Here is a 16,785-nt window from a genome sequence, read left to right on the forward strand (position 1 = left end):
CTCTCCGGGCATACCGTGGCTGGTCCAGACGTGTGACGCCTTAAGGCGAACTGGAGCACAAACCGCGCGTGGTGGGGAGGCCAGATGCGGCGTGTGAGAGGGGCAGGACTGATCGACTCGTTGAGAGTCGGTGAGTTCCGTGCGCTCTGGTCGGCCGAAGCCGCATCGATCCTCGGTGATCAACTCGCGAGGGTCGCGCTCGCGGTTCTCGTCTTTGACCGGACGTCTTCGGCGGTACTGACCGCCCTGACCTACGCGCTGACGTTTGTTCCTGCCGTGCTCGGCGGGTTTCTGTTGTCTGGTCTGGCCGACCGGTTTCCGCGTAAGCGCGTTCTCGTGTTGACCGATCTTGTGCGTGCGGGATTGGCGGCGTCGATGGCCGTCCCCGGCATGCCGCTCTGGGCACTGTGGGCCCTGATCGGCCTGCTGACGATGGCGGCGGCGCCGTTCAAGGCGGCGCAATTGGCTCTGCTGCCGGACGTGCTGGGCGAGGACCGGTACCAAGCTGGCCTTGCACTTCGCCAGATGACGGTTCAGATCGCCCAGGTGGCCGGGTTCGGATTCGGCGGCATCCTCGTCGGCGTGCTCAGCCCGTCAGGTGCGCTGATCGTCGACGCTGCCACCTTCGGACTGAGTGCGCTGATCATCTTGGTGGGTGTCCGACCAGTCCCGGCGACGAAGAAGGGCACGGTCGATGAGGGCGGCGCCGATGCTCACCGGCGCGGCGTCGACCTGAGGCTGGCCGTGCCGTTCATCTTGGGGGCCTTGATCGGGCTCTTCGTGGTGCCCGAAGGTCTTGCTGCCCCGTACGCGGGGGCTCTCGGAGCGGGCGCGATCGCGGTCGGACTGCTGATGGCGGCCGATCCCGTCGGCAGTGTCATCGGCGCATGGTGGGCGGCCAAGACCGGCTCGTCGGCCACGCCGACGCAGCGAGCTGTCGTGGTCCCGGCGGCCCTGGCGGGTGTGCCGCTCGTCGCCTGCGCGTTCTTGCCGGGAATCGCCTGGTCGATCGTGCTGTGGGCTCTCTCGGGCGTCTTCTCGACGATCTACTTGATCCGCTTGCAGCCCATGATCGTTGCACTTGTCCCGGATTCCCGCCGCGGGGCCGTGATGGGGAAATTCAGCACCACTGTCTACGCAGGGCAAGGCGTGGCGATCCTGGGCGGCGGTGTCGTCGCGGAACTGATCGGGCCCGGCTACACCATCGCGGTGGGGGGCGTGCTGGCCACGGTCCTGGTCGTTGCCGTGGGCGCGGCCTGGAAGATGGCTCGTCCCCGACGCGTCAGGATCACCGAGGACGAGCCTGCACAAGCCGATCAGTCGGCACGAAGACCATCAGACTTCCTTGTTACGCATCGCGGCCTCCTCCCGGGACGTCCGGCTGAAGGAGGAGGTCCCGCCGGCCAGGAAGCGGCGACTTCGGAGACCGGCCCCTCCTCCGAAGGGAACGGAAGTGCGGTCAGTATGCAGGGGGAGTCACAGAGCGCGCATGGGGGTAGCCCAATCGGACGCGTAGGTTGGTCTGTCTGGTCTCACTCTGTGTATGCGCGTGCGTTCGTCGTGTTCATCGAAATGGCCGCAATCGCGGCGGTCGGCGTTAGCGCGGCTCTTGATCCGCCCTCGTGGCCAGACGTCCGTGTCTGCCTGTTCGTGCTGGCTCTCGGGGTGATCGCGGCCGAGCTGGCGCGCAGCGTGGAACGGCGCCGGAGGCGCTTCGCAGACACGCCGCACGTCAATTTCTCGTCGGTATGGACGCTCGCGGGCGCTCTCATCTTGTCCCCGTCGCTCGCCGCCGGTCTCGCTGTGGTTCTGTACGTCCACCTGTGGCTGCGGTGCTCGCGGGGCGTGGCGGGAACCTTCGCCTCACGGTTCGGGTTCAACGCCGCCAACGTGATCCTGTCCTGCCAGGTCGCCGGATGGCTCGCCAAGCAGATGCAGCTCGTGCCGATGACGCACGAGTTCGACGGTGCGGACGCGCTGGCGTGCGCCGCGGTCGTCGTCGTGTACTTCACCGTCAACTCAGTGATCGCCGCGATTCTTATCGCGATCGTGCGTCCCGACCGGACGGCGACGCGGCTCCTCGGGCCGTTCAGCGAGAACGCGCTCGAACTCGCCACTTTGTGCATGGGTGTCGTGACCGCGCTCCTGCTCAGCATGCATCCCACGCTCGTCGTGCTGATCTTCGTGCCGCTGTATGCGCTGCACCGGTCAGTGCTGATCCGGCAGTTCGAGCACGCGGCCACCATCGACTCGAAGACCGGCCTGCTGAACTCGACCGCCTGGCACGCCCTCGCCGAGGCCGAGTTCGCGCGAGCTGAACGCACCGGTACGAGGGTCGGCGTCCTGATGATCGATCTCGATCATTTCCGCCGGATCAACAATTCCTTCGGCCATCAAGCCGGGGATCGAGCCCTCCGCGCCGTCGGCCAGGTTCTGCAGAACATTGGCGGGGAGGACTACAGCGGCCGGTTCGGTGGCGAAGAGTTCGTCGTGATTCTTCCCGGCGTCACGCAGGATGAACTCCGTGTTGTCGCTGACCGGACGTGCGCGGCCGTCTTCGGCCTGCGCGTCGACGGCATTCACGATCAGGCAGCAGGCGAACAGCACCCACTCAGTGCATCGATCGGCGCCGCGCTATACCCGGACGCGGGTAAGAATCTCGAAGACGTGCTTCTGGCTGCCGATTTGGCCCTGTTCGCCGCAAAGGACGGCGGGCGGAACCAAGTTCGCATGATGACCACGTGATCACGTCTCATCGGTCGTTGCGGCGGCCTCGTTCGCCAGGTTGTCGCGATTCTGCTGCGCCCAGGTCGCCAACGGCCGCAGAGCCCGCAGCAACTCCTTGCCGCTGGGGGTGAGCCGGTACCAGACACTGCCGCCGATCTGGCTGCCCTCGGCCCGGCGCACGACGAGCCCGTTGTCCCGGGCTCGTTGCAGGGTGTCGGTCAGCACCTTGTCCGTGACCGGCTTCGGGTGCGAGACCCAGCCGACGCGTTCTTCGACGCCGTTCACGTCCGCCATCAGATCCTTGTAGCGCCGCTCGCCGAGCGCGAGCGTGGCCAGGACCGCCACTGTCCATTGGCCGGACAGCAGAGCTAGCGCCTCGTGCAGGCTTTGGCGGTACGGGACGTCCCAGTCGTTGGCCACGGCCTCTGCCTATCACGAGCGGACTTGCGCCGGTGCGAATCCGCGGTCTCGTGTCCACTGTTCGAGTGAAGATCACCGTACTGAGCCCAGACTCAGCCCGTACTTACCTTGCAGATAGTCGGGGCTGACCAGCTAGAACCGGTAGGGCCCGGACGTTCCGCTCCGGGGACGGAAGTAGGTGACCGGCTCGGTCCGGCGCCGGCGAGCATGCCGGACCAAGCCGGTCACCATCACCGATCAGGAGGGCGAGGCCGTGACGATTCGCTCAGGTCTGCGCGCTTCGCCGAGGAGCGTCGCCAGTGCCGATCGTGGAGTACGCAGTCGGAGCCGGGACCTTCGTAGCGGGACCGGCAGTACTTGCCGTCGCGGAGCGCACGACGAACACGACGCTGGTGACCGGCGTGCGGAAACGGTTCGCGGTCGCCGCCATGATGTCGGCCGTGACGGCGGCGGCGAGCTGGATCGGCTGGCTCCGGTTGGACGCGACGCCGAGCTGGCTGGCGTGGTGCTGGGTCTGCGCGCTGGGATTCGGTCTCGCGCTCACGGATCTCCGGTGTCGACGACTTCCGTTTCCGATGGTGACGGCGTTGGCGGGCGGTTGCGCTGCAGTCTTCTTCGGCGTCGCGATCGTGGACGGGGCGTGGCCGAGGTTCGGCTTCGCCTGCACGTCCGCCGTGGTCGCGTTCGGTCTCTCGTCACTGCTTCAGATCTGCGCGCCGGACCACACCGGAGGAGGCGATACCGCGCTCTACGGCGCGCTTGCGCTGTTCCTCGGTTGGTTCGGATGGGACGGCCTACTGCGCGGCCTGCTGATTGCCAGCGGACTTACCGCGGTGGTCGCTCTCGTAGTTGCGGTGTCGTCCAAGAGCGTGAATTGCACGTTCGCTGCTGGACCGTCGCTGCTCGGCGGAGTGCTGCTGAGCGTCCTCATGACATAGACATTCTTGTGACCGTGCTGGCGAGAACTGGCTCGGCATCAGAATCACTAGGGGAGGAATCCGTGAGCAACCTCGGCCCGCGTTATTGGCTGCTAACCCTCGTCTCGAGCGGCGTGGCCATCCTGTTTTCCGCAGGGTGCGGAGGCGACGGCGCACCGACATCGTCGACGCCGCCCACTCTGTCGGCTCCAACACAGGTGCCCTCGGCGCCGACGTCATCCGGTCAAGAGCAGCGGCAGGCAGTCGAAGCGGCTTACACCGAGTTTTGGCCGCGGTCGCTGGCCGTGCCGAGTTCTCCGGAGGACACGTGGAGGGCGGCAATGGCCGCCCTGGCGGTGGACCCGCAACTGTCCACGACCTTGGAGGCCATGCGCCGAAACAAGCTGGTTGGGGTTAAGCCGTACGGGGATGTCACCACGCGGATCAGTAGCGTTGATGTCCGGGGCGATCGGGCTACGGTGAAGGACTGCCAGGACGGATCTCGCTCGGGACAAGCCGACGCGACTACCGGTGACCGCAAGACCGTCGGTTCCCCTCGTATCCCCATTCACGCCCAGATGGTTCGCGATATGACGGACGGGCGATGGAAAGTGTCACAGCTCGACTACCCAGGCGGGCCGTGCTGATGGGAATTCCGAACGCAGTTGCCTATGCGGCAGGGATCGTCGCTGTTATCGGTGGCACGGTTGGACATGCCGCAGTGCCGGCCCTGGCGGCGCTCAGCCAGCCGAATCCGCAGGACGACGGCCAGGTCATTGTCGTCCCTAACAACACGGATCAGTTCGGTCAATACGCTCCGCCAAGTATCGATATGCGGGCGTTGGATCAGAGAGGCCAGGCTCCTGTCCGGCCGGGCGGGCCGGGAAGGAAGCCATTGGGTCAGGACCGGCGGGCGGCATCTGGGAACGGAGTACCGGAGCCGTCAGACGGGCTTCCGGCGGGCTGTTCGCTCGGCGGTTTCGGTGTTGGTGGCGCACCTGGCGTAGGTCGAGCAGGTGGTAGTGCGTTCGGGATCCGCTGTCTTCCCTCGCTGCCCGTCGACGAACTTGAGGCTTCAGGTGGACCGGCGGCTCCGCCGCTGCCAACTCCGGCGGAGCTAGCCGCGCGCGCGTTCGAGCAGCTGCGGTTGCCGTTGCCGGTACCCCGGCATTCGCCGGACGTGCGGTTGCCCGATGGCCGGGCCGCCACGATCGTCGGGGAAAACACCTGGATCTGGACCGATCGAAGCGTGTGGAAACCGGCGGTCGAGCGAGTGCAGGCCGGTCCGGTGTGGGCCGAGGTGACCGCGACGCCGACGGGGATGACGTTCAACTCGGGCTCCGGCGGGTCGATGTCCTGTACGGGGCCGGGAACACCGTATGACCGTTCCCGTGGGCTGCACGCCGCCAGCCCGGATTGCGGTTTCGTGTACACCCGCAGTTCGGTCGGGCAGCCGAATGATCAGACCACCGCGGAGTGGGCGATCCAGTGGTCGGTGACATGGGTCGGCTCGGACGGTACCGGTTCCGTCGGCGGCGACTTTCCACTGATGCAGTCCCGGGCGAGAGCGACGTTCGCCGTCGCGGAGGTTCAGGCCCTGCGCGGCAATTAGAACCGCACTCTGCGAAACCATTTCAATGACGTTCTGAGCCCGTCGTACACCATTTCTTGGATTGTGAAGGAATACCGCTATGGGTACCGCTTTGTCTTTTTCGCGCTCACCGCAGGCGCACGGCAGTGACTCGGCGTTCGCCGAACAACCCGGAGATGACGAGTCGCCGCGGGTGCCACGGCGACGGCGCTGGTGGTTGTTGGGGGTTGCGGTGGTGCTGGCCGCGGTGGTCGCGTTCGGCAACTACGCCTTGATCACGGGGCAGGACGACCGTGTCGATGTCCTTGTGCTGACCCGTGAGGTGAGCTGGGGGCAGACGATCGGAGAGGGCGATCTCGGTGTGGTCAAGGCAGTGCCGGACCAGCCGTTGGCCATCATCCCGGTCAGTGACAAAGCCAGCGTCGTGGGGCAGGTCGCACGGTCGATCTTGCCTGCCGGGACGGTGCTGGCGCCTGGGCAGCTGTCTGGGCAGCCGATTCCGGGGCCTGGTGAGCGGCTGGTGGGGCTTCCTGTGCGGCCGGGCCATCTACCGTCCCGTGGTCTATCGGCTGGGGATCTGGTGCAGGTCACTCCGATCGCGGCCAGCAGCGGGCCGGACGTTGGGCAGCCCTCGACGAGCACGTCCGGTCCGTTTCGTGCGCGGGTGCTCGGCGTCGGCCCGCCGGATTCTACTGGCGCGGTGACTGTTGATGTCGTCGTCGGCGCTGACGCCGCGCATGCCGCGACCAGCGCCTCCGCTGGGCAGGTCGTCTTGGTCCAGCTCGGACCGGGCGCGTGAAAGAGACCGGCTGTCGAAGGGATTGGTGAGGAAGAGATGGCGATGATCGCGATCGTGTCGGGGAAGGGATCGCCCGGCGGGACCACGTCGCTGGCCGCGTTGGCGGCGGCGTGGCCGGCGCCGGTGCTGCTGGCCGACTGTGACCCTGCCGGGGGCGATCTGGCGCTGGGCTGGCTGGGGCATTGGGTGGTGAACGGGTTTCTCCGTACTGATGTCGGTGTGTTGTCGCATTTCATCGCGACCCGGCACGCGACGTCCGGGGACCCGGGCTCGCTGATCGAGCATGTGCAGGCGGTGCCTCCGGCGCGGCATGTCGGCCTGCTGGCCGGGCTGTGTACGCCGGGCCAGCACACCGCGGTCGGTACGGCCGGATGGACCCGCCTGACCGTGGCTTTGGCCGCGTTTAAGACCGTGGCCGGGCATCCGGCTGACGCGCTGGTCGACCTTGGCCGTTTCAGCTCGGCGACGCCGTGGCCGGTGCTGCTCGCGGCAGATCTCGTGCTGGTCGCGGTGCGCCCGACGCAGCGGCATGTGCTGGCCGCGCGCCCCGTCCTGGCCGAGCTCGCCGAGCGGATTCTGCCGCAACGGCTGGGGCTGGCCGTGTGCGCGACAACGCCCGCGGGCACCCGCGAAGTCCGCGTGGCACTGGGACGGGAGGCCGCGGTGGAGGTCCCGATGGCCGCGCGGACGGCGGCGGTGTTCTCCGACGGCATCGACGGAGGAACGCCTCCGCACCGGTCGCCGCTGCTGCGCACAGCGCGCCGCGTCGCGCGGCGCCTGCACGGCACCTACCACGCCTACACGCCGAGCGAACCGCGCATTCCGGCCACTGCCGCACCCTCCCGCCTACTTTCTGGAGGCGCACGATGACGTTGCCGCGCAACGGGTTCCGCCCTCCAGGTGATCCAGCGATGCCGCCGTATTCCGTGACGTTGCCGCCACCTCACAGCGACTCGGCGGCGCCTGCAACAGCGATACCGCGGACACCACCGCAGGACAGTGTGCTGACTGGGCGGATCGACCCCGAGGTTGTTCGGGAGATCCGGGAGGCGGTCGCTGCCCGGCTGGAACGTGTCGCGGCAGGCGAGTCCTATGTGGACACGCCTCTGACGGGCGAGGAACAGCAGGCACGGATGCGTGCCTACGTGGCCGACGAGGTCGCTGGCTGGGTGCAACGCCGCGCGACCGCCGGACACGCGCCGCTGCCTGTTGCCGAAGAACGCCGGCTGACCCGGGCGGTCGTCGCGGCACTGTCCGGGCTGGGTGCCTTGGAGGAGCTGTTGGAGCGCGACGATGTCGAGAACATTCACGTGCACGGTTGTGACCGGATCCTGCTGGAGCTGGCGGACGGCACGGTCGAGCAGTGGCCGCACCCCGTGGCCGACACTGACGCTGATCTGGTGGAGATGTTGGCGGCGATGTTCGCCCGCCAGGGCCAGACTTCCCGGGAGTTCAACGCCGGACGTCCGCTGGGGAACCTGCGGATCGGCGCGGGTGGCCCTTTGGGGGCGCGGGTGGCCGCGGTGATGGAGGTGTCCGACCGGCCGCGGGTGGCGATCCGCCGCCACCGCCTGGTCGACGTCGGCCTGAACGATCTCGTGGCCAACGGCACGCTCGATCTCCTGCTCAGCGCTTTCCTGCGGTCGGCGGTGCGGGCGGGCTGCAACGTGATCGTGTCCGGTGGCCCGGCCGCGGGCAAGACGACGTTGCTGCGCGCGTTGTGCGCGGAGATCCCGGACTACGAGCACGTTGTCACGGTCGAGGAGGAGTACGAACTCGGGTTGCACATCGGCGCCCGTCCCTTGGTCACACCGCTGGAGGCCCGTCCGGCGAACTCGGAGGGGATCGGGGAGATCTCCTTGGACGATCTGCTGAAGCAGACGCTGCGGCACTCGCCGAGCAGGGTGATCGTTGGGGAGGTCCGGGCCGGGGAGGTGACCGCGATGCTGCGTGCTCTCGGGAACGGCGCCACGGGCGGCATGTGCACGTTGCATGCCACGAGCGCTACGGCGGTGTTCGACCGGATCGGCGCGCTCGGGCAGCTCGCTCATCCGCCGCTGGCGATCGAGGCGGCTCACCAGTGGACTGCCTCGGCGATCGACCTCGTCGTGCACGTCGCCCGCGCTGACCACGCTACGGCTGGTGGGCGGCGCAGGCAGCGGTTCGTCACCGAGGTCATCGAGGTCGGCTCGGTCGGGGATTCCGGCCGACCGGACACCACCAGGCTCTTCGCCCCGCGTCCGGAAGACGGCCGCGCTGTCCCGGCCTACCCACCGAGCCGTGATCTGCTGGAGCGCTTGACGAGGCACGGGTTCGACCGCCACGTGTTCGACACCGCCGGTGCCAGCACCTGGCAGACCACCGAGCTGCCGGACGGAGGAAGGCGATGACAGGCGTCTGGGCGGGCCTGCTCGGCGTCGCCGCGGCGGCGGCGATCGCCTGCGCCGTCGCCACCTTCCAGCCGCCCGCCGCGCGGTCGACGACACCGCGCACGGCGCGCAGCGCGGGCTGGAAGACGTTCGCGGCACGGGTACCGCGGCGGCGGGTCGTCGTCTCGGTCGCCGCGGGCGGGGTCGTGTGGTGGGGCACCGGCTGGCCGGTCGCCATCATCCTGACCGTCGCCGCGGCGATGACGGTGCCGATCCTCGTCCGCGGACACGACGCCCGGCGGGTGATCGCGCGGTTGGACGCCCTCGCCAGCTGGGTACGGCGCCTCGCCGATGTCCTGGCCTCCGGCGCCGGCGGACTGGAGCAAGCGATCGCCACCTCCGCCCGCACCGCCCCCGAAGCCCTGGCCGGCGAGATCGAAACCCTCGCGGTGCGGCTGCGGACCCGCGGTCTGGAGGCCGCGCTCCGCGCCTTCGCCGAGGACGTGGGAGACGAAGCCGCCGACGAAGTCGTGCTCGCGCTGATCCTGCGCGCCCGCGCGGGCGGCCGCGGACTGGTCGACATTCTCGACAGCAAGGCCACCGCCCTGGAACGCGAGGTCGTCGCCCGCCGCGACATCGAAGCCGACCGTGCTAAGCCCCGCACCGATGTCCGCGCCATCCTCGGCATCACCGCGCTCCTGCTGACCGGCCTGGTTGTCTTCGCGCACGAGTTCCTCACCCCGTTCAACGACCTGCTCGGCCAGCTCGTGATGGCCGGGATCGGCGGTCTGCTGGGCGCGGCCGGGTGGTGGATGCACCTGCTGACCCGGACCCGCCGCCCCGCTCGCCTGCTTGGCGCCGCCTCGAGGATCCCTCCCGGGGCACCGAAACCGAGGCGCACCGTGGCGGAGGTACCGCGATGAACCCCGGGATCACCGCTGCGTTGTTGGGCGCGCTGGGCGGGTTGGCACTGGTCTGCGTGCTCCTGGCGCTGCTGCGCCCGGCACCGGTCAACGTGGCCGCCGCGGTCGCCGAACTGGACGACCGTGCCGCCCGCCGTGCTGACGGAGCGCCGCCACGCAGCCGCTGGACGACCCGGATCGAACGTCTGGCCGGAGTCTCCGGCCGGTCGTCGAACCGCTGGTGGGGCATCCCTGCCGCCGACCTCGACGTCCTCGATCAGACCGCCAATCGCTACCTTGCCCGCCGTCTGACCTGGGCTGCTGCCGCCGCCGGAACTGTGCCCGCGGTAGCCGGGCTTAGCTGGTTCGGCGGCATCGACCTTTCCGCCCCGGTGGTGGTGCTGGCCGTGTTCGCCGGCGCGGCCGCCGGATCGGCAATCCCTGTCCTGGCTGTGCAGGAAGACGCCGCTCGGGCGCGGGAGGAATTCCGTCGCGCCACCGCCGCATATCTCGACCTCGTCGCGCAGGAACGCGCCACCGGCCGAGCCCCCAGTCAGGCACTGGGGGAGGCCGCCGCCGTCGGAGACTCGTGGGTGTTCGCCCGGATCAGCCGCACCCTCGGCCGCGCGACCCAGGCCGGTCATACCCCGTGGGAAGCCTTATCCCGGCTGGGGAAACGCATGGGAGTCGTCGAACTCAGCGACCTGGCCGACATCCTCGCCACCGCGGCCGACGGCGCCGCCATCTACACCACCCTGATCGCCAAAGCGAGCTCCCTGCGCGCCGCCGCGCTGGCCACCGACAAAACCGACGCCAACGCCCGCTCCCAACGACTCGCGCTCCCCGTAGCCCTGCTGCTGGTCGCGTTCCTGCTCCTGGTCATGTACCCCGCCATGATCAGGTTGGCTGCAGGAGGGGGCTAGCCAAAACGCCCGACGAACCCCGTCGCCATCTCCGCTTTCCTTTTCAGAGAAAGAAATCGGCCCCTGCTGGAGGAGAAGCCTGATGCACAACCAAGAATCGCCTGCAACGGTGCCGCCGGTACTCGACTGCATGCTCCCCGACGGCTACGCCACCGTGCTGCTCAATCCTGCGATGACCCCGCGGAAGTGGCGGCGCAGGCAAGCCCTCAGCCTCGTTCGCCCAACGACCATCCTCAAAGGACTTCTCGCTGCGGGTCTAGCCATTCAGATGTCCTGCGGCGGAAACGGATTCGGCGAGAAGTTCGGCATCGGACTCCTGACCTTGATCGTGGTGCTGGGTGTCTTTCGCCTCCTTGGCCGCCCAGCCAATGAGACCTCCTTCGAGTACGAAGGCGTACCGCGGCTTCGGCTTCGGTGGGGAGAGTTCTACAGGCGTCGCGATTTCGATGACCTGGATGCAGATTCCCGTGAACTGGTCGCTGAGTTGCTGACGGGGGTACAGACGCTGCACCGGAGTCCGGCACTCGCCTGGCTCGATCCCGCATTGCCGCGTGAGATCCACACAGTGGTGTGGCGGACTTTGTACTGCCTCGACCACAGCCGCGAGGCCCGCGCTCTTGCTCAGGAGGTCGCTGCCGAGCTCGACACGACCGATGACCTGGTCACCGCGACGCGGCGAGCGGTCGACGACGTCGATACGAGCCTGCGGGAGGTAGCGCAGCATGTGCGAGGGTGCGTCGTGCTCTGTCGTGCATGGGAACAGAAACTCCGGCGACGCGATCTCGCTGCCCGCGTCAGTCACACGCTGGCCACCATCCCGGGGCGAGACCACCTCACCAGGTTGTCGCAGGACTCCGACGCGTTGCCGCGAAACGTGTTCGCTCACGTCACCGCGGCACGAGATATCACGCATTCCGGGGCATTCCCGTGGGAGCAACCTCCGTCCGAGTGGCCCGGCGCAGGTTGCCTTCCGGTCGGGCGAATCAGCAACATGGCTAACCGCGAGGAGGCAGCCGTGACCAAGAATTCGACCAGTAAGCCTTATAGGCCAACGACTTCATCGTGAAAGGAGAACGAGACTCATGCTTAACCATCTCAAGCGCTGCGCGACCACAGTCCGGCGACGCGGCGCCCGGCTCGGGTTGTTCCTCACCGTGTGGGTGCTCAGCTTCGTCGTCACTGCAGAAGACCAGTGGACGCGGGCCCGTGCATCGGGAGACCGCGGATCCGAGTCCGTGGAAAAGGCGGTCCTCGTCGCGATCGGCCTCGCCGTGGCCATCGGGCTTGGCTTCGCCATCCGTGCCGCCGTCCAGACTTACCAAGGCCAGATCAAGTGAACCTGTATGTGCAGGAAGCCCTTAACTGCAAAGGAGGCCACACAATGCCGACCGCTGAGGAGATCGAACGACGTGTCGAAATAGCAGACACTGCTCGGAGTGAGAGGAGGTCCGCCGCGGCACGGCGCGTCGGTGACTTGGCAGATCGCCACGCCGAGCTGGCCGAGCAACTCGGCGGCATCGAACGCGAGCTGGGTGAGGTGCTGGCCGAGTCCGGCGACGTGATCGAGATCGACGAGCTGGCCGCCTTTACCGACGTCCCCGCAACCGAGCTCGCCCGCTGGCTCAACAACGCCAAACCCGGACGCGCCAAGCGGAAGAAGTCCACCGGAACGAATCCTGCGAAGACCACCCAAGCCCGGAAGCCGGCCGCTTCACTCCAGCCAGCGCACACCAACGTCGCCGCCGCGCAGGACATTCCACTCGCGCGCGGCGGCACCGTTCCTCTCCCGGCGGTAGCGTCGTGACGACATCAACATTCCCTCTCCGTCACGACGACCGGCCACTATGGACACGGTGTCGGGTATTCGTGCGGGCACGGCTTCACGACGACAGGGGAGCGGAGTCCGTCGGCTTGGCCGTGCTGTTTCCGTTGGCGTTGCTGCTGATTCTCGCTGTGGTGCAAGGCGGCTTGTGGTGGCACGCGCACTCCGTGGCCGCTCAGGCGGCACAGGCCGGTGTGGACGCCGGGCGTCCTGTCGGCGCCACGCAACCCGTCGCGGCCGCCGCCGCACGGTCGTTCGCCGACCGCGCAGGCCGCGGTGTCCTGACCTCACCCGAGGTTCGTGCCACCATGACCGCTGACACTGTCCAGGTCGCGGTGTCCGGCACGACGGTCCGGCTGTTGCCGATCCCGGGCCTTGATATCGGGGTCGAAGTGACCGCGCGAGCGGTCAAGGAGCGCTTCACGACGTCGTTGACCGGGGGCGGCTCGTGACTCGCCAAGCACGTGCGCTTCGTCTCGGTCGGTTGTGGACAGATACGGGTTCCGTCAGCGTCGAAGCCGCGGTGCTCGTGCCCGCCGTGATCATCGTGGGGCTGCTGATCATCGCGGGTGCCCGTGTCAGCTCCGCGGAGCAAGCCGTCGACAATGCCGCCACCGCGGCTGCACGCGCCGCGTCGATCGCCCGCAGCCCTCACTCGGCACAGCAGGCCGGAGCGGCTGTGGCTCGTGAGCGTCTCGGGCGTGAGGGCATTACCTGCCAGGAAACCAGTGTGTCGGTCGACGCCAGCCAGATCGCCGTCGGCCGCGCAGGCTTGGTGAGGGCCAGTGTGACGTGCCGTGTCGCGCTCAGCGACCTCGCCCTCCCCGTCCCCGGCGGTACTCGCATGATCACCAGTTCGTTCACCAGCCCCGCCGATCCGTACCGGGGACGGCCATGATCACCGCGGCACGGCCACAGGATGCCGGGTCGCTCAGCGTGATGATCGCGGTCCTGGTGCCCGCGTTGCTGTTCGTGCTCGCCTTGGTCGTCGACGGCTCCGCCCGGCTGCGGACCATCGCCCGCGCCGACGCCCTGGCCGCCGAAGCCGCCCGCGCCGCCAACACGGCCGTGGACACCCGTAGCCCGCAGGTCGGCATCGACACCGCCACGGCCGCCCGCACCGCGGGCGACTACCTCGCCCGTACCGGGCACCCCGGCCAGGTCACCATGACCGGAACCCGCACGGTCCGCGTGACGGTCACGGTCACCGAGCCCGCGCCCATCGGACTGCTCGACCGTACCGTCCAGGCCACCGGTACCGCGCTGGCCGAACTCGGCGTCGGCACCCGCGACGGCGGCCTCCCATGACCTCCCGGGCGGCTCAGCGGCTTCGCGGCACGCTCGCCGCGCTGGCTCTGCTCGCCTTCGTCGCCGGTATCCCGAGCGGGCTCCTGGCCCTTGGCGCCGATCCCGCCCGCCTGATTCCCGACCGCTGGCCGGACCCGGTACAGATCACCCAGTGGCCCGAGCAGATCTGGGCCACGCTGCGCTGGGCGTGGATTACCGGCGACCTGGTGATCTGGCTGATCGTCGCCGTGGCATGGACGGGCTGGCTGGCCCTCACCGTGTCCGTGATCGTCGAAGTGATCCGCCAGACCGGCCGAGCCGCCCGCGGCCCGCTGCGGCGGATCCCGACAGGCCGGTGGATCGCCGGGCTCGTCGCCGCTGTCCTTATCGCCACGTCCGCGGGCACCGCGGCAGCGTCCGGACTCCCCGCCACACCGACCGCGGCCACCGCGCCACCACGGCCTCATCCGAACCTGGCCAGCGCGACCCGCGATTCCGCCGCGGGCACGGTGACGACAACCACGAACGACACGGTCCCGTACACGGTTGTGCACGGCGACACTTTGTGGGACCTCGCCGAACGCCATCTCGGCGACGGCAGGCGGTACCACGAGATCGTGCGGCTCAACCCCGGGCTGCTCGCCGGCAACCCGGACGACCTCGAACCCGCCTGGACCCTGCTGCTCCCGCTAGACGCCGCCGGTCTTCCCCAGCGCCAGGCCACCCCCTCGGAGATCGGACGGACCGTCACCGTGCAGCCAGCGGACACCCTCTCCGGCATCGCCGAGCGCCACCTCGGCGACCCGGACGCCTGGCGCGTGCTCTTTGACCTCAACGCCGGGCGGCCCCAGCCCGATGGCCGTGCCCTGCGCCACCCAGACCAGCTCCTCCCCGGCTGGACGCTCGCCCTGCCTGCCACCGCGCCAACCGCACTACCGGCAGAAACCCAGGAACCACCGCCGAGCGTGCCTGCATCCGAACTCCCGGACGATCCACCCCCAACCGGCCAAACACCACCGCCCACACCCGGGGACGAACTGCAGAAGCCCGTGGCGTCCGGAGACAGTGGTGTGTCGCTGCCGGGTGGGGCGTTCGTCGGCCTCGGACTGGCCGCTCTGATCACCTTGGCGACGGTCACGGTCCGAATGCGACGTCGCCGGTGGTACCGGCCTGGTGTCCGAACCGACGGCGATCCCACTGGATTGCCGGTCGTGCGCGCGCTGCGCATCGCTCACGACGTCGCCACGCAACCTCCGGCCGACCAGGAGACTCCGGCGACCGAACCGACGAACTCCCGACACACCCGGCAGGTCGAGCTGGACACCCGCGACCGAGCTAAGGCCGTCGTCCGCGCCGCACACCCGACGACACCCGGGACCACGGTCGGCATCCGGGACGGCCACACCGTCGCGCTCGACCTCGCCCAGGCACAAGGCCTCGGGCTCGTCGGTCCCGGCGCCCGCTCCGCCGCGCGGGCCCTCATCGTCACCCTGCTTGCGCAAGCCGCCAGCGACGGCCTCGACGCCACGATCGTCATCCCACGCCCAGTCGCCCGCTCCCTGTTCGGGGACGCCCTCCCGGACCACGTACCGCAACGGCTGAGAATCGTCGACGCCCTGCCCGCGGCTCTCGACGCTCTGGAAGCCGAACTGCTCGCCCGCACGCACGGCCAGAGCCTCGCCGGGAATGACCCGGATACCCAGACACCTCGCCCGTCGAGCCGTTCCGGGCCCTTTCTCATCGTGGCCGCGCCCAGCGCGGACGCCGATCGGCGCCTGCACACCATCCTCGAGACCGGAGCCCGCCTCGGCCTCGCAGGATTGCTCCTCGGCTCGTGGCGTCCCGGCGGTACCGTGCGCGTGACCGGTGACGGCATCGTCGACACGGATTCCCCGGCACTCACCGGCAACCTCGCCGGCGCGCGTCTCTTCACGCTCCCAGACGCCGACGCCCTCGACCTGCTCACACTGCTCCACGCCGCCGAGCCCGACCGAGCCGAACCGTCACAGCACCACGCGCCCGTCGAACCCGTGGCGACGACCGTCTTCGACTACGAATTCAGTAAAGCCGGTCCCGAACACGACCCCGAAACGGAACCGGCAAGCACACAACAGAACATCGGGCCAGCAGAGACCCACAACGCGGACCCATCCCCGGCTCGGTCGCTGCGGCTGCAGGTAGTCGGCCGTCTCCGCCTGACCCGCAGCGGCCCCGAACCGCACGACCTCGTCGAAGCGCTCGCGCCGCGACAACGCGAGATCCTCGTCTACCTGGCATTGCACCGCGAAGGCTGCCGCCGCGAAACCCTCAGCGCCGCGCTCTGGCCCGACGCACCGGCCGATCGCCCCTACAACACCTTCCACGCAACCCTGTCCCAGCTCCGCCGAAGCCTCCGCCGCGCCACCGAGAACGACGCCCTCGACATCATCACCACCCAGGACGGCCACTACGCCCTCAACGAACGGCTCGTGACCGTCGATCTCTGGCAGCTGCACGACGCGCTCACCGCCAGCCGAACCAGCGCACCGGCGGAGGCCACCGAGGCGCTGAACGCCGCGATCGCGCTCTACCGCGGAGACCTCGCCGAAGGCATCACCGCAGACTGGATCGACGGACCCCGCGAAGCGCTCCGCCGCGACGTCCTCGATGCGTTCAGCACCCTGATCCGCGCAACTCGTCGCGACGCGCCCGAACACTCTCTCGCCCTGCTGGAACAAGCCCGTCGGCTCGACCCCTACAACGAAGCGATCTACCGGGACCTCATGCGCACCCAAGCCCGTCTCGGCCAGTACGACAGCATCCCGCGCACGCTGCGGCTCCTCGCCACGGTGCTCTCCGAACTCGGCGAGCACCCTGCCCGCGACACCGCCACCCTCGCAGCCGCACTTCAGCAACCGAGGAACGACATACCGGTCAAAAAAGCTGGCTGACTCGGACGCAAGAACTGGCCACGGTCCCTCGCGTGTCCATCTGCGGAGCTCGAGTTGCAACTGCTGTGCTGCCAGCGCGTCTGGACTATCAGCAGACA

At 68.8% G+C, this 16,785-nt stretch carries 16 protein-coding genes; 15 read left to right on the forward strand and 1 reads right to left on the reverse strand.

The genetic code is table 11. The features are described 5' to 3' along the window. The first annotated feature begins 84 nt into the window (after positions 1-84). Positions 85-2,745, forward strand: coding sequence for an MFS transporter (locus ACZ7KI_RS33045; RefSeq protein ID WP_470276957.1), 2,661 nt, complete (start codon positions 85-87; stop codon positions 2,743-2,745). Here the strand turns inward: ACZ7KI_RS33045 and ACZ7KI_RS33050 are convergent, their stop codons facing one another. Then, positions 2,746-3,147 (reverse strand): winged helix-turn-helix transcriptional regulator, encoded by a 402-nt coding sequence (locus tag ACZ7KI_RS33050; protein ID WP_465330953.1) that lies wholly within the window; start codon positions 3,145-3,147, stop codon positions 2,746-2,748. Between the two features lie 299 nt (positions 3,148-3,446). Here ACZ7KI_RS33050 and ACZ7KI_RS33055 point away from each other — a divergent pair, with 299 nt between their 5' ends. The 14 genes from ACZ7KI_RS33055 (at position 3,447) to ACZ7KI_RS33120 (ending at position 16,687) form a co-directional block, all read left to right on the forward strand. Further along, positions 3,447-4,085 (forward strand): A24 family peptidase, encoded by a 639-nt coding sequence (locus ACZ7KI_RS33055; protein ID WP_470276958.1) that lies wholly within the window; start codon positions 3,447-3,449, stop codon positions 4,083-4,085. A gap of 1,126 nt (positions 4,086-5,211) precedes the next feature. Next, on the forward strand, positions 5,212-5,676 hold the full coding sequence (locus tag ACZ7KI_RS33060; protein WP_470276959.1) for a hypothetical protein: 465 nt from the start codon (positions 5,212-5,214) through the stop codon (positions 5,674-5,676). A gap of 79 nt (positions 5,677-5,755) precedes the next feature. Beyond that, positions 5,756-6,454, forward strand: coding sequence for an SAF domain-containing protein (locus ACZ7KI_RS33065; protein WP_470276960.1), 699 nt, complete (start codon positions 5,756-5,758; stop codon positions 6,452-6,454). Between the two features lie 42 nt (positions 6,455-6,496). Next, positions 6,497-7,324, forward strand: coding sequence for a hypothetical protein (locus ACZ7KI_RS33070; RefSeq protein WP_470276961.1), 828 nt, complete (start codon positions 6,497-6,499; stop codon positions 7,322-7,324). A gap of 131 nt (positions 7,325-7,455) precedes the next feature. Next, positions 7,456-8,844 (forward strand): CpaF family protein, encoded by a 1,389-nt coding sequence (locus ACZ7KI_RS33075; protein ID WP_470276962.1) that lies wholly within the window; start codon positions 7,456-7,458, stop codon positions 8,842-8,844. After that, on the forward strand, positions 8,841-9,746 hold the full coding sequence (locus tag ACZ7KI_RS33080; protein WP_470276963.1) for a type II secretion system F family protein: 906 nt from the start codon (positions 8,841-8,843) through the stop codon (positions 9,744-9,746). The genes ACZ7KI_RS33075 and ACZ7KI_RS33080 overlap by 4 nt, the downstream gene beginning before the upstream one ends. Next, positions 9,743-10,648, forward strand: coding sequence for a type II secretion system F family protein (locus tag ACZ7KI_RS33085; RefSeq protein WP_470276964.1), 906 nt, complete (start codon positions 9,743-9,745; stop codon positions 10,646-10,648). Before ACZ7KI_RS33080 ends, ACZ7KI_RS33085 begins: the two co-directional genes overlap by 4 nt. 82 nt (positions 10,649-10,730) lie before the next feature. Beyond that, positions 10,731-11,714 carry a hypothetical protein gene (locus ACZ7KI_RS33090; protein WP_470276965.1) on the forward strand — a complete coding sequence of 328 codons (984 nt, stop codon included), beginning with the start codon at positions 10,731-10,733 and terminating at the stop codon, positions 11,712-11,714. 16 nt (positions 11,715-11,730) lie between these two features. Beyond that, positions 11,731-11,985 carry a hypothetical protein gene (locus ACZ7KI_RS33095; RefSeq protein ID WP_037307034.1) on the forward strand — a complete coding sequence of 85 codons (255 nt, stop codon included), beginning with the start codon at positions 11,731-11,733 and terminating at the stop codon, positions 11,983-11,985. A gap of 137 nt (positions 11,986-12,122) precedes the next feature. Then, entirely contained in the window at positions 12,123-12,452 is a 330-nt protein-coding gene (locus tag ACZ7KI_RS33100) for a hypothetical protein (RefSeq protein ID WP_470276966.1), read from the forward strand. Positions 12,453-12,514: 62 nt separating this feature from the next. Continuing rightward, on the forward strand, positions 12,515-12,922 hold the full coding sequence (locus tag ACZ7KI_RS33105; RefSeq protein WP_470276967.1) for a TadE/TadG family type IV pilus assembly protein: 408 nt from the start codon (positions 12,515-12,517) through the stop codon (positions 12,920-12,922). 32 nt (positions 12,923-12,954) lie between these two features. Further along, entirely contained in the window at positions 12,955-13,368 is a 414-nt protein-coding gene (locus ACZ7KI_RS33110) for a TadE/TadG family type IV pilus assembly protein (RefSeq protein ID WP_470276968.1), read from the forward strand. Continuing rightward, entirely contained in the window at positions 13,365-13,778 is a 414-nt protein-coding gene (locus ACZ7KI_RS33115; RefSeq protein ID WP_470276969.1) for a hypothetical protein, read from the forward strand. Before ACZ7KI_RS33110 ends, ACZ7KI_RS33115 begins: the two co-directional genes overlap by 4 nt. Then, positions 13,775-16,687: a BTAD domain-containing putative transcriptional regulator gene (locus tag ACZ7KI_RS33120; RefSeq protein WP_470276970.1), complete on the forward strand. Its 2,913-nt coding sequence runs from the start codon at positions 13,775-13,777 to the stop codon at positions 16,685-16,687. Before ACZ7KI_RS33115 ends, ACZ7KI_RS33120 begins: the two co-directional genes overlap by 4 nt. The last annotated feature ends 98 nt before the right edge of the window (positions 16,688-16,785 follow it).

The organism is Amycolatopsis sp. NPDC039088, from assembly GCF_055598845.1.